The sequence below is a fragment of the Micromonospora sp. CPCC 205739 genome (assembly GCF_036906795.1).
Classification (GTDB): domain Bacteria; phylum Actinomycetota; class Actinomycetes; order Mycobacteriales; family Micromonosporaceae; genus Micromonospora.
The window spans coordinates 134,794-147,890 of record NZ_JBAKHS010000011.1 but is presented as its reverse complement, the minus strand read 5'-3'; the positions used below and the strand labels follow the sequence as shown (position 1 = coordinate 147,890).

Sequence of the window (13,097 nt, the reverse complement as noted above, 5' to 3'; positions counted from 1 at the left end):
TGTCCCGAAGCCGGCCGTAACGCATCCCAGGGTGGTGGCTGCCGTACCCGGCAGCCACCACCCTGGCCTGTACGTCGGCTAGACGCGACGCCCTGCGGTCACCCCGGCTGCCGACTCCTCCGCCGTTGGTTCCCCGGTCGGGTCCGTCGTCGGTTCCTCGGTTGGTTCCTCGGTCGGGTCCGCCGTTGGTTCCTCCGTCGGCTGCACGGTCGGTGCTGCCGTCGTTCCGCCCGTCGGCGCTGCCGTCGGTGCCTGGGTGGCGCTTTCGGAGATGGTGGGGCGGGGTGCACCCACACTGCTCCCACCTGAAGGCGCAGATTTGCCCGCCGTCCTCTCGGCTGCTGGACGGGTGGCCGTCGGGGTAGCGGATCCGGGCGCTCGAACCGGCATGCCGGCAGAATCGCGGGTGGCCGGTTCGCCGCCACCGGCGCCAGGGCTAGGTCCCCCCTGCGGTGACGGCACCGATGACGGCGCCGCGGGAGGCACCGACGGTCGCCCGGTCGGGCCCGACATCACCCCGGTGGGATCAGCGAGCACCAGGACGGCAGCCACGGCGGCCAGCGATCCGAGAAGCACCGCGTGCGTCGTTTTTCCACGACTGACGGCCCGGCTCGACGCACCACCGAGGGCCGGCTGCCGGGCGGCCAGGTGCACGGTTTGCCGCCCCGCCCAGGCCGCCCCGGCAGCGGCCTGCACCTGCCGGCCGGACGCGTCCGCGAGGTCCTGCGCCGCGGTGGCCATGGCCGCCGCCGTCGGAAACCGGTGAGTCGGCTCCTTGGCCATCGCGGTGGCCACCAGCTGCCGAACCTCCGCCGGGACGTCCTCAGGCAGCGGCGGCGGTTCGTCCTCGATATGCCGCAGGGCCACCGCGACGGCGTTGTCACCCTGGTACGGGGGTCCACCGGCGAGGCAGTGATAGACGACGGCGCCCAGCGCGTAGATGTCGATCGCCGGGGTGGTCTCGTTCTTGGACACCTGCTCGGGCGCCATGTACAGGGCAGTGCCGACGACCTCGTTCGCTCCAGTCAGGCTCGCCGCTTCCTGCGTGACGGCAACGCCGAAATCAACGAGTACGACGTGCCCGTCGGGCTCGATGATCAGATTGTTGGGCTTGACGTCACGGTGGACGACGCCAGCGTCATGCGCGGCCTGCAGGGCCCGGGCGGTCTGCGCGGCGACCGACATCGTCTCGGCCGTGCCCAGCCGGCCGACCTCGGCGATCCGCTCCGACAAGGGCTGTCCCTGCACACATTCCATCACTATGTAGGCGAGGACCGGCGCTCCGGGCCGGGACATTTCGCCGTAGTCGTAGACCTGGGCGACACCCGGGTGACGCAGGGCCGCCATCGCGCGTGCCTCGCGGCGGAACCGTTCGCCGAAGCCGGCGTCGGTGACCAGGCCGGACTGCAGCATCTTGACCGCCACGCAGCGGTCCAGAGTTTCGTCGACGGCCCGCCACACGTCGCCCATACCGCCGCTGGCGATCTTTTCGACCAGGCGGTAACGGTCTCCGACGAGTTGCCCCACATTCGGCATAAGCTCCCGATACCCCGGACTCGCGGACCTCAAGCACCGCAGCACCGACGGGGTCCTGCGCACCTTTCGCGACTTTCGCCGGGCCCTGCGTCCAGGAGACGACGCGTACGTGGAATGCGGCTGATCGGCGACGCGGCGGTCCGGGGGCGGCGCCGACGCGCAGGCGCCGCCCCCGAACTCGGCCGTTGGTCAGGCGATCCGGTAGGCCCGCTGGATCGTCTGCGTCACCGTGTTGCCGGCGGTGTCGGTGGCCGTCAGGCGCAGCGACACGAAGCCGGGCTGCCGCGGATGGGTGATGCGGGCGACGCCCCGGGCGACCGGCAACGCCACCCACGTCCGGCCGTCGTCGAAGGACGCGGAGACACCGAGCGTGCGGTTCGGCCCGGCCGACGAGCCCGCCTGCCGGTCCAGCGCCACGGGGATGGTCATCGTCCGACCCGCCCGTGCCGTGTTGGTGTCGTCGAGTACGGGCATCGGCCGGGCCGTCGTCAGGGGCAGCCGCTGCGGCGTCGACGTGTGCGCCGAGGTGAAGGTCCAGGCCACCGAGACCGACGTCGACAGGGTGTCCGGTGCGCCGCGGGTGGCGGTCGCCTCCAGGGTGTAGGTGGCTTCGGCCGCCGGCACCTGGAACTCGGCGAACGGGCCGTCCGCGGTGGCGATCTCCTCACCGTTTCGCGACAACCGGAAGTGGACCGGCACGTCGTAACGGCTGCCGGGGCGGCCGGTCGCGTCGCCGAACAGGGGCGGCTCGACGGAGATGATGTCGCCGTCGCGGCCCGCGTACCCCAGCGACGCCAAGGCCGGGGCCCCGCCCATGGTGGGCCCGAAGGGAGCCGCGTTCCAGGTCTGGGTGTACGTCCGGCCCGGCTGGAAGGTGAACTCCTGCGTGGTGAGGTTCTCGCCCTCCAGGAACGTGGACGTCCAGACGAGTCCACCGTCGGTGTTGTAGTACTCGGTGGCGTGGAACGGCAGGTCGAACGACGTGCTCGAACCGATCGGGCCGCCGGCGGGGGACGCCGCCCGGTGGAAGCGGACGGCGGTCGCGGTGGTCGACTGGCTCCGGTAGGTCGCCTTGACGGTGGCGAGGTTCTCCGGTGAGAGCATCCTGGTCAGGCCCGTGAACATGTCGCCCTGGCGCACGTACGCCAGGTCGTAGGTGTAGGGGCTGTTCCGGAAGGTCCGGTCGGGGCCGGGGCGGGCGAGCCCGATGCCCAGCATCGAGGTGAACTCGGGGGCCGCGACGGCGGGCCCGATCCGGCCGAAGAAGACGTCCGCGAACGACGCTCCGCTGAGCTGAACGCCGGGGTAGCGGAAGCCGTCGTCCCAGTTCGCGCTCACGTTGATCGACAGCGGTGCGGCGTCGGGGTGGGGCACGGTCAGCGAGACCGGCCGGGCCGTACGGGCGTCCAGCGCCTCGGTGACCGGGCCGCGTACGTCCAGAACCGGCTGCACGAGCAGGGTGGAGGCGGCGCCGTCGTGGATGGTGCTGTACAGCGCGTAGCGGCCCTTGGGCAGCCGCATCGTGCCGCCGCCCGGTTGCCCGGCCAGTTTGGTGAACTCGCCGGTGCTCAGGTTCGCCGCCGTGGTCTCGTACTCGGTGGCCGGTGCGCCGTCGCGCCCGGTGTGGTCGAGCCGGACGTCGTAGCTCTCGATCTCCCGGTTGAGCGCGAACGGCGTCCGCACCCGCAGGTCCCCGGCGCCGGTCGCGGTGAGCGCGCCCTGGTAGACGCCGTCGGGGGCGTCCACCCGGGTGTCCACGGTGATCGTCGCCTCGGCGTTGCCGCCGGCCGGAACCACCAGCGTGGTCGGGCTGACGGTGATCATGCCGGCCGGGGTCGGGCCGACGGCCAGCGACAGGGTGACCGGCGTGGTGCCGGTGTTGCGGTAGCCGACGACCTGCGTGATCGGGGTGTCGTCGGCGTGGGGCCAGCGCTGCACCGGGAAGTCGATGGCGGCGGTGTCGGAGACGATCGGCTGGGCGGCCGCGCGGCCGATGTCCAGCCGGCCCGCGCCCTGCTCGTAGAGGCTGTCGTCGCCGGCCGGCTTGGCCGAGTTCATCAGGGCGGCCTTGAGCTGCCGGCCGGACCAGTCCGGGTGCTGCCCGGCGAGGATCGCGGCGGAGCCCGCCACGTGCGGGGTCGCCATCGACGTGCCGGACAGGGTGGTGTAGCCACCGCCGGGAGCGGCCGCCTCGATGTCCACACCCGGCGCGCTGATCTCGGGCTTGATGTGGTTGTCGCCGACGCGGGGACCCCGGCTGGAGAAGTACGCCCGCTGGTCGTCGGCGTCGACCGCGGCGACGGCGAGGGCGTCGTCCGCGGAGGCCGGCGAGGAGACCGACTTCGGCTTGCCCTCGTTGCCGGCGGCGGCCACGAAGAGCGTGCCGTAGCGGCGGCTCAGGTCCTGGACCGCGGTCTCCAGCGGGTCCAGACCCGGCGTGTCGACGCCGCCCACGCTCATGTTGACCACCCGGGCCTGCGACGCGGCCCACTCCATCCCGGCGATGATGTCCGAGTCCAGGCAGTCGTAGGTGGCGCAGACCTTGCCGACGACCAGCTTCGCGCCCGGCGCCACGCCGCGGTTCCTGCCGCCGGAGGCGGCGCCGCTGCCCATGATGGTCGACGCCACATGGGTGCCGTGGCCGACGGCGTCCCCGGGGTCGCCTCCGCCGGTGAAGTCCTTGACCGCGGTGAGGTGACCGGCGAAGTCGGGGTGGCCGGCGTCGATCCCGGTGTCCAGCACGCCGACCGTGACGCCGCTGCCGTCGAAGCCGGCCTGCCAGGCCGCCGGGGCGCCGATGTGCGGCACGCTGTGCTCCAGGGCGACCCGGCGCTTGCCGTCCAGCCAGACCCGGGTGATCCCGGCGGCGAGCGTGCGCTGCGACGGCGTACCGCGGGTCAGGGACGACCAGAGCGCGGCCCGTTCGTCCAGGCCCGCCCGCACGGCCAGCGCATCGGCGGCGGGCAGGTCGGCCCGCACCCGGGCGGCGTCGTCGGCGGCGGACCGCGCCTGCGCCGGCTTGTTCTCCGGGTACGCGACCAGCAGCGGCAGCTCCGCCGTCCGGTCGTCGTAGCCGAACTCGCCGAGCGTGGTGAGGTCGAACAGCCGCCGGTCGAGTCGCCCGTCGCGCAGCAGCGGCACCGCGTCGACCGGGATCACGTACCGGTGTCCCCCCTCCCGGCTGGTCACGAACCGCATGCCGGCCCGTCCCGGTGCCCGCTGGATGTCCAGGTGACCGCCGGCGTCGAGCGACACCCGATCTCCCGTGATCAACGTGAAGGTGCCGCGCGGCCCGGAGACCGCCGCCTCCGGCCGCTCCTGCGCGTCCGCTCGGGAGGCCGTCAGGCCGGCCGCCGCCAGCGCGGTCGCGAGCACACCGGCTGTCAGGGCGCGTCGTTGCCGTCGTCGCACATCGTCCTCTCCGCCACGGGCCTCTCCCGGGACGGCACGATGACGCCTGGACCAGTCGGCCGGTTGATCAATCTTTGTGTGACGCCAGTCACAACTCTGCCCCGCGCTGCTGCTACCAGCAATCCCGGCCGGGTTGCATGCGGCGGTGATCACGGGACGACACGTCAGGGGGCACCGGTCAGATGCGTGACGCCGAGGAGTTCGACGCCCTCTACGCGGCCTGCGCGGGACGGGTCGTGGGTCACGTCTATGCACTGACCGGTAACCGCGGCGAGGCGGAGGACGCCGTCGCCGAGGCTTTCATGCGGGCCTGGCAGCGCTGGCAGACGGTGCGGGAGGCCGACAGCCCGGAGGCGTGGGTCCGCCGGGTCGCCTCCCGCATCGCGGTGAGCAGCTGGCGCAAGACGTTCAACCGGATACGCGCACACCACCGGGCCGCCGTCGACCAGAGCGTGCCTGGACTCAACGAGGACCACGTCGCCCTGCTACAGGCGCTGCAACGGCTGAGCGCCAACGAGCGCCGCGCCGTCGTGCTGCACCACCTGAACGATCTCAGCGTCGCCCAGGTGGCAGCCGAGATGCAGGCGCCCATCGGGACCGTCAAGACCTACCTTGCCCGCGGCCGGAGAGCGATGGCCGGGATGCTGACCGACGCGCACCAGGAGGAAACCTCCCATGGCTGATCCGCACGATGACCTCACGGCCATCGCCGACGCGGTCCGGCAAGTCACGAAACTCCCCGCAGCACAGACGTTGCGCCGCCGCAGCGATCAGCGCCGGCGGCGCCGGGCGGCCGTCACTGGCGCGGGGCTGGCCGTGCTGGTCGTGACCGCTGGCGCCACCCTGCTGCAGGCACGGGACCACATCGAGACGCCGGACGGGGCAATCAGCCCGGCGGGCGAGGTCCCGCCGTCGGTCGTCGCGTCCGTGACCGCGTCTGCGGGACCGCAGGAGATCCTCGGCGGCCGGCGGCAGGTACTCATCGTGGTGCCCGGCATGGGTGGAGCCGCGCTGGCAATGGGCCGTGACGACGACCGGGTGCGAGCCACCACCGAACGGGGCGTCAACGACCGGACCCTGTGGGTCCTCCACCCCGAGGGGGGCAAATTCCGGATCATGCTGGCCGCGCCGCGCGGCGCCAGCCGGCTCTGCATGACCGTCGTGCACGACGCCCCGCCGGGCAGCGTCCGCGGCCAGGTGTGCGACCGGACCGCGCAGACACAGCTCTTCAAGATCGAGCAGGTGGCCAGCGGGAGCTATTCGATCTTTCAGGGTAAGCGCTACGTCCAGGTGGTGGACGGCACGAATGCCCTGGTCCCTGATCTGCCCGAGGGCCTGACCACCACCTACGAGTTCGAGGACCGGGGTCCGGCCGCCGGGAGCGGTTAGACGCCGTCCCGACGAGCACGTCTCGGTGTCGCCATCGGGCGGGCGGCGACCAGTGGCGCCTTGTTCAGGCGGCCGACTTCACCTCGTCGGGCAGTTTGACGCTCGGCTGCCCGGCCGCCACGGCGGCCCGGCGTACCGCGAGCGTCTCCCGGATCCGCCGCCGGGCCGCCCGGCATCGTTGCTCGTCGCCGTAGCTGCGGTGAGCTCCCCGAAAAATCATGGCCGACTCCTGAACGACACGGGGCGCGGTAGGCATCCGGACTTGCGGAACGGCAACGGAGCCCGGTCCGGCTGCGCGGAGATTCACTCGCACGACGGCCGGAGCCAAGCCCGCAACGATTCCTAGATACCCTTGCTTGACGAAGCAAAATTAGCCCCGATCGCGCCGCCGAGCAAGCATCCCCCGTATGGCCACGGTCACAGACCGTAGGCACCCGCCGAACACCACGGCAGCGTCGGACCCCAATCCTGCGTGCCCGCACCGAACGGAGACGGCCGCAGGATCCTTCCTGCGGCCGTCTCCTGGTCCCCATCCCCCGGCGACGGGTGCGCCGGGCGCGTCGGTGCCGTTACGGGGTCGGGTACTCCGTGACGTAGACCGGGGCGCCGACCCGGGTCGTGTCGGCCGGGTCACCCACGCCGTTGACCACGTGGTCGATCGTGCCGGCGCTGAGGTTGACGGTCATGATGTGGCGCAGCTTGACGCCCGGCGTCACCGGGACCTCGAAGCCGTTCTCGGTGTGGATCGACGGGTTGTTCTGGTTGAAGACGTACACGCCGCCGCCGTGGAGGGTGTGGTGCTTCACCCGGTCGTCGACCTTGTAGCCGGCCCACCCCTCGACGTCGCCGTTCATCCAGTCGGCCTGCGTCGGCGGGTCGTACGGCAGCTCGTTCTGGTACAGGACCGTCGTGCCGTGCTCGCCGTTCCAGACCGTGTTGTACCGCTGGAAGTGCTCGACGAACAGCCCGGTCGCCGTCACGTGGTCGCCGTTGATGACGGCACCGTAGCGACCGGTGTTGGTCCGCCAGCGCTCGGTGTCACCGTTGACGCCCTCGGTGAAGCCCTCGACGCCGTGGTCGCCGCGCCAGACCCAGGTGTGGTCGATGAGGACGTGGTCGCTGTTCACCTCGAGCGCGATGTTCGTCCGGCCGATGTGCGGCCCGCCGACCCGGAAGTACACGTCGGACAGCGTCGTCGGGTTGTGCGGGGTGCTGGCGTTGTGGCCGTGCTTCCGGCCCACCCGCAGCAGGACCGGCGACTCCGTGGGGCCGGCGTCGATCGTGACGCCGGCCACGACGACGCCGGGGACGCCGGCGACGTCCAACGGGACGGCGCCGTTCACGGCGGTGAGGGTGGCGTGGCCCAGGCCCAGGACCACCGTGTCGGGACGCCTGACCTCGATGCTGCGTGCGATGTCGTACACGCCGGGCGTGAGCAGCAGGTGCTTGCCCCGCGCGAGCTGGCTGTTGATGACGTGCACCGGGTCGGACGGCTTGGCGATGAAGAAGTCGTGGATCGGAATGGTCCGGCCCGGCGTCATGCCGCCGGCCCAGGAGACGCCGCGGCTGTCGCGCTGCACGGCGGGCACGCGGACGTTGTACCGGCCCCTCGCGTCGACGTACAGGTAGGGCTTCTCCCGGCTGAGCGGGGTGGTGTCGAGCGTGGTGTACGGCGGGTTCGGGAACCCGGCGTCGTCCGGAGCGCCCACGACGCCGGCGAAGACCTGGTTCCACACGGCGTTGGACCAGTTGGCGACCTCACTGTTGCGGGTCAGCCACTGCTGCTGGGAGCCGTTGACGGTGGCGGGCAGCCGCGAGTCGGCGATGAAGCCGCCGCTGGCGTACTGGGGGCCGGCGGTGCAGTAGTCCATCAGCGACAGCCCGCCGCCGCTGATGTCGAGCCGACGCATCGACACGGCCTGGGACACCGCCCAGAAGTTCGCCGACGACCGGCAGCCGTCCTGGCCGGTCGCGTTGATGTTGATCGACAGGTTGGACAGGGTGCGCCAGAAGTTGACCAGCGCGAGGCAGTTGCTCGTGCCGCCGCCCTCGAGGCAGCGGTTGTAGACCTCGACCTTGCCGTTGATGTCCACGTCCGTGGGTGAGGCCCCGAGACCGGAGATCTCGGTGTAGTAGCCGACCTTGACCTGCAGCGGCTGCTCGGCGGTGCCGTAGCTACCCGGCTTGAAAAGGTAGGCGTACCGCTCGGTGCCCATCTCGTTGCCGACCTGCCGGGCGTGCGTCGCGTCCAGCGTGGCCTGGATCTCGTCGATCGGGGTGCTCGGGTCGAAGATCTTGACGTTGGGCCCGAAGTCCGGCGTACCGTACCGCGGCGGACCCGCGGCTGCCGCCGTGTTCGTCGCGGTGGCAGCCACGGTCAGCACGAGACCGAACGCGAGCGCCCGGCCGATTCGCCGCCGCACACCAGGGGACTGCGTCGTCATGTGATTCGTCCTCTCCGCTGGCCGGAACGCGTTCCGGACGCAGCGAGGCGGGGTGGGAACATGCGTTCGACGAGGACAGGGGCGCCTCGCGCCACACTGCGTGAGAGCGCTCTCTGGCCCGGTCGACTTCTATCACGCTGTGAAAGAAGGGTTTACATGTTTCTACCCTCTAAGCGGCCGACGCGCTACGGCCGGGACGGTGATTCTTCGCCGGCCGGGTTCGGCTCACCATGAAGGACGGTCCCAGGCCACGGCTGTCTCGACCGTGAGCGGCTCAGGGCGGGCCGATGCAGCAGGACGTCAAGATGCCGTGCAGGGAACAGATGTCAGCAGACCAGGGTGGCGAATCTTTCCTCACGCCGCGCTCCCGGCGGGCACGCACGCGCACGGCGCCCGGCAGGAGCCGGGCGCCGTGGCGTCGTCAGTGCCGGGTCAGGGCAGGTCGATCGGGCGCAGCACCCGGTCGACGGCGTGCGCGATCTGCCGGTTGCCCTTGTTGATGTCGTACGCGACGACCCGCGCGTCGCGGTCGCTGGTGTCGGCGTCGATCAGCCGTACCTGGCGGAAGTGCCACCAGCGCCGCACGTCCACCTCGACGGTGGCGCCCAGCGCGTTGGTCAGCTCCGCGCCGTCGGCCTTGACCGCCGCGCGCCGGTCGATGGTCGCGCCCGGCACCACGTGGTAGAGCAGCACGTTCTCCACGGTGTCGATGCCGAGCCCGGCGACGGCCGTGAACGCCGCCTGCTCGCTGGGGAGCCGGTGGGCGTGCGTGATGTCCCGGACCAGTTCCCGGAACGCGGCGTCGGTGGGGACGAACGCGGTCAGCGCGACCGTGCCGTCGGCGAGCACCTTCACCGGGGAGTTCGGCTTGGCCTCCAGCACGGCGAGCACGGCCGCGGTGAGCACGTCGAAGTCCCGCGAGTTGTGGTCGAAGCCGCTGGTGTCCTTGGTGAGCACCTCGGCCAGGCTGCGAGTGCCCGGCTGCTTGCCGGAGGCCTGGGCGGCGGGCACCGCGACGGCGGCGGTGGCCAGCACGGTGGCCATGGTGCCCACGGCCAGGCGGGCGGCGAGTCGTGCGATCTTCATCGGCGAACCCTTCATCGGTGCGACCAGATCCGTGACTGTCGTCACGACCATTGCTTCGCCCCGACGCCTGCTGGTGGATGCACCTCTCCTCAACCCAGTTCGGCGACCACCTTCGCGGCGAGTTCACGGACCACGTCCACCAGCAGGTCGACGTCGGCCTCGGTGGTGCGCCAGTTGACGATCGCCGGGCGCAGCGCCACCCGTCCGTCGTGGACGGTGGTGCCGGCGTACACCCGGCCGTCGGCGAGCAGGGCCGCGCCGAGCCGCCGGTTGACCTCGTCGAGCGCCGCTTCGGGTACGCCCGCCGGGCGGGCCCGGAAGCAGACGATGCAGAGCGGCACCTCGGCGAGGCGTTCCAGCTCGGGCGTCTCGTCGACCCGGCGGGCGAGGCGCTGGGCCAGGTCGAGGTGGCGTTCCACCATGGCCCGGTAGCCGTCGCGCCCGTACGCGGCCAGCGTCGCCCAGATCGGCAGGGACCGGGCCCGGCGCGAGGAGTCCGGCCCGAGCAGGGCGTAGTCCGCGCCCTCGCCGGGTGTCGGCAGGGCGCTGCCCTCCCCCGGCAGGTACGCCGCGCCCGGCATCCCGAACGCGGCCGGCAGCCGGGACGGGTCCCTGAGGAAGGCGAAGCCGTTCTCGTACGGCACGTTGAGCCACTTGTGCCCGTCACCGGCGATCGAGTCGGCCCGCCCGATCCCGGCGACCAGCCCGGCAGTACGCGGGGAGAGCGCGGCGAAGATCCCGAACGCGCCGTCGACGTGCAGCCAGGCGCCGTGCCGTTCCGCGATGTCCGCGAGGTCGGCCAGCGGGTCGAAGTCGCCGGTGTCCACCTCGCCGGCGCTGGCGATGACCACCGCCGGGGCGGCCAGCTCGGCCAGGCGCCGGTCGAGGGCGACGAGGTCGACCCGGCCCGCGCCGTCGCGGGCGTGGATCTCGACCGTGTTGCGGCCGTGGCCGAGCAGTTGCAGCGCCTTGCGGTCGCTGGGGTGCAGGTACCCGCCGGAAAGCACCGGCATCCGGGGCAGCCCGGCCAGCCCGTCGGCGGCGACGTCGACGCCGTGTCGTTCGCCCCACCAGTGGGTGGCGGCGGCGAGGCCGGTGACGTTGGCGAAGGTGGCGCTGGTGACCAGCGCGCCGCCGAACGTCGCGGGCAGCCCGAACAGCTCCCGCAGCCAGGTCAACGCGATCGTCTCGACCTCGCTGGCCAGCCGCGACGAGGCGCGGAACGCGGCGTTCTGATCCAGCAGGGCGGCGGTCCAGTCGGCGGCGAGAGCGGCCGGGGTCGTCCCACCGATGATGAAGTGGAAGAAGCGCGGACCCGCCGAGTGGGTGGCCGCGGCCGTGCCGACCCGCAGCAACCGCTCCAGCGCGGCGACCGCGCCCTCGCCCCGCTCGGGCAGCCCGCCGCCGGCCGGCGACCAGAGCTGGCCGAGCAGCGCCAGGCTGTCCGGGTCGTGCACCGGCCGGTCCGCCAGCGACGACAGGTACGGCCCGGACGCCTCGTACACCCGGCGTAGCGCCTCGGTCCCGTCGGCGTCCCCCAGCGGATCGGTCATCGCGGTGCCCTCCTCGGCGACTCGGTGGCGGTCGGAGCAACGGCCGTCAGAACGGCACCCAGTGGAGTCGCAGCCCGGGTGACGCGGTGCGGCTGGGCGCGCCGGTGTCCCCCACCCTGGCACCGGCTGGCGCGGCGCGCTCCGGCCAATTCCGCCGTGGTGGCCTGCGCCGCCGAGGGCGGTGGTGGTGTGCGCGGCGGTAGCGAGCTCGGTGGCCCCGAACGCGGGCGGCGCCGAACGCGGGGGTGGCGAGGGCGACGGTGGTGCACTCCCCCACCGACGCGCCGGCTGACGACGCCGGGTGCCCTGTCGACGCCGGTAAGGGGCGGACGTGAGGGCCGTCATAACGGCTGGACGATCTGCCCGGCGGTGCTGCTAGCCTTCTGGGCAGGTCATGAGCGCCAGCGTCAAGCCCCGGCTCGCTGGCCGGCAACCCTCCTCCACGGTGGGGTGCTCCGGGTGAGGACCAGGCACCGGTGTGGCACCGGTGCAAGCGTGGCCTGGTTCCCAGGTCAACACGGACCCAGGAGAACCATGTCTGCACACCTTCTCGCCCCGCCCGTCGGCGGCGCCGCGCCCGCGGCCCTGCCGGACGTACCGGTGACCGCCCCGATGCTGGTCAAGCGGCGACACGTCGACCTGATGCGGGTCTGCAGCGACGGCTGTCGCCGCCCGACCGCGTAGTCGACGACCCCTTTCCTCGTACCACCGCAGCGGTGTGCCGGTCGGGCACGCCGTCTCCCGGCGTGCCCGTGTGCCCGCCGACCGATCAATCCGGAGACACCTGTGCGATTCCTTCCCGCTCTGTCCAAGGTGGCCGCGCTCGGCACCGCCGCCGTCCTCGCCGCAACCGCGCTGACCGCCTGCGGCGGCGACTCGTCCGAGGCCGCCGAGAACCCGTACGGCCTGATCCAGCCGGGCGTGCTGCGCGCCGGCACGCTGACCGACGCGCCGCCGAACGTGTACCTGAAGGACGGCCGGTTCACCGGCTTCGACAACGACCTGCTCGCCGCGGCGGCCGCGAAGGTCGGCCTGAAGGTGGAGTTCGTCGGCACCGACTTCTCCGCGCTGCTCTCCCAGGTCAACAACCGCAAGTTCGACGTCGGCAGCTCCTCGATCACGATCACCGAGGCGCGCAAGAAGACTGTGGACTTCGGCAACGGCTACGACTTCGGCTACTTCGGTCTCGACGTGCCCGCCGGTTCCCCGATCACCAGCTTCGACCAGCTCTCCGGCAAGCGGGTCGTGGTCGTGCAGGGCACGGTGCAGGACGACTATGCCACCGGCAGGAACCTCGACCCGGTGCGGGTGCCCGACTACAACGGCGCGATCAACCAGCTCAAGGCCGGCACCGCCGACGCGTGGATCGCCCCCGCCGAGATCGGCGAGAAGTCCGCCGCGGACAGCAACGGCAAGATCACGGTGGCGGCCAAGCAGCTCAGCCCCGCCCCGACCGCGTACGCGTTCGCCAAGGGCAACGACAAGCTGCGCGAGGCGCTGAACAAGGCCCTCGACGAGGTCATCGCCGACGGCACCTGGACCCGGCTCCAGGCGCAGTACTACCCGGGCCGGCCGATCCCGGCCGACTTCAGGCCCGGTAGCGGCACCGTCGCGGCGCCGTCGGCGTCAGCGTCGACCTCTTCCTGAGTACGGATGACGAGCGAGCGGGGCGGACGGG

General features: G+C 72.2%; 10 protein-coding genes and 1 riboswitch. Of the genes, 4 read left to right on the top strand and 6 right to left on the bottom strand.

Going from position 1 to position 13,097, the window contains the following annotated elements; genetic code table 11:
• Window positions 1-78 precede the first annotated feature (78 nt).
• The gene (locus tag V6U88_RS18410) at window positions 79-1,536 is read right to left on the bottom strand and encodes a serine/threonine-protein kinase (protein WP_334454583.1); all 1,458 of its coding nucleotides are present in this window, start codon (window positions 1,534-1,536) and stop codon (window positions 79-81) included.
• Between the two features lie 189 nt (window positions 1,537-1,725).
• Window positions 1,726-4,947 (bottom strand): S8 family peptidase, encoded by a 3,222-nt coding sequence (locus V6U88_RS18405; RefSeq protein WP_334454582.1) that lies wholly within the window; start codon window positions 4,945-4,947, stop codon window positions 1,726-1,728.
• A gap of 182 nt (window positions 4,948-5,129) precedes the next feature.
• On the opposite strand from V6U88_RS18405, the gene V6U88_RS18400 reads away from it, so the two are divergent.
• Both V6U88_RS18400 and V6U88_RS18395 read left to right on the top strand, forming a co-directional pair.
• Window positions 5,130-5,630 carry a SigE family RNA polymerase sigma factor gene (locus tag V6U88_RS18400; RefSeq protein ID WP_334454580.1) on the top strand — a complete coding sequence of 167 codons (501 nt, stop codon included), beginning with the start codon at window positions 5,130-5,132 and terminating at the stop codon, window positions 5,628-5,630.
• Window positions 5,623-6,336 (top strand): hypothetical protein, encoded by a 714-nt coding sequence (locus V6U88_RS18395; RefSeq protein ID WP_334454578.1) that lies wholly within the window; start codon window positions 5,623-5,625, stop codon window positions 6,334-6,336. The genes V6U88_RS18400 and V6U88_RS18395 overlap by 8 nt, the downstream gene beginning before the upstream one ends.
• A gap of 64 nt (window positions 6,337-6,400) precedes the next feature.
• Here V6U88_RS18395 and V6U88_RS18390 read toward each other — a convergent pair whose 3' ends face one another.
• The 4 genes from V6U88_RS18390 to V6U88_RS18375 form a co-directional block, all read right to left on the bottom strand.
• The gene (locus V6U88_RS18390; protein WP_334454576.1) at window positions 6,401-6,556 is read right to left on the bottom strand and encodes a hypothetical protein; all 156 of its coding nucleotides are present in this window, start codon (window positions 6,554-6,556) and stop codon (window positions 6,401-6,403) included.
• Between the two features lie 349 nt (window positions 6,557-6,905).
• Window positions 6,906-8,780 (bottom strand): adenylyl cyclase, encoded by a 1,875-nt coding sequence (locus V6U88_RS18385; RefSeq protein ID WP_334454575.1) that lies wholly within the window; start codon window positions 8,778-8,780, stop codon window positions 6,906-6,908.
• Window positions 8,781-9,212: 432 nt separating this feature from the next.
• A complete protein-coding gene (locus V6U88_RS18380; protein WP_334454573.1) occupies window positions 9,213-9,866 on the bottom strand; it encodes a fasciclin domain-containing protein in 654 nt (217 codons plus the stop codon).
• An 89-nt stretch (window positions 9,867-9,955) separates the two neighbouring features.
• Complete coding sequence (locus V6U88_RS18375) at window positions 9,956-11,419, bottom strand: pyridoxal phosphate-dependent decarboxylase family protein (protein WP_334454571.1); 1,464 nt, start codon at window positions 11,417-11,419, stop codon at window positions 9,956-9,958.
• A gap of 390 nt (window positions 11,420-11,809) precedes the next feature.
• A riboswitch (SAM riboswitch) is annotated at window positions 11,810-11,921 on the top strand.
• A 32-nt stretch (window positions 11,922-11,953) separates the two neighbouring features.
• On the opposite strand from V6U88_RS18375, the gene V6U88_RS18370 reads away from it, so the two are divergent.
• Complete coding sequence (locus V6U88_RS18370; protein WP_334454570.1) at window positions 11,954-12,103, top strand: hypothetical protein; 150 nt, start codon at window positions 11,954-11,956, stop codon at window positions 12,101-12,103.
• 102 nt (window positions 12,104-12,205) lie between these two features.
• Window positions 12,206-13,066: an ABC transporter substrate-binding protein gene (locus tag V6U88_RS18365; protein ID WP_334454568.1), complete on the top strand. Its 861-nt coding sequence runs from the start codon at window positions 12,206-12,208 to the stop codon at window positions 13,064-13,066.
• Window positions 13,067-13,097 lie beyond the last annotated feature (31 nt).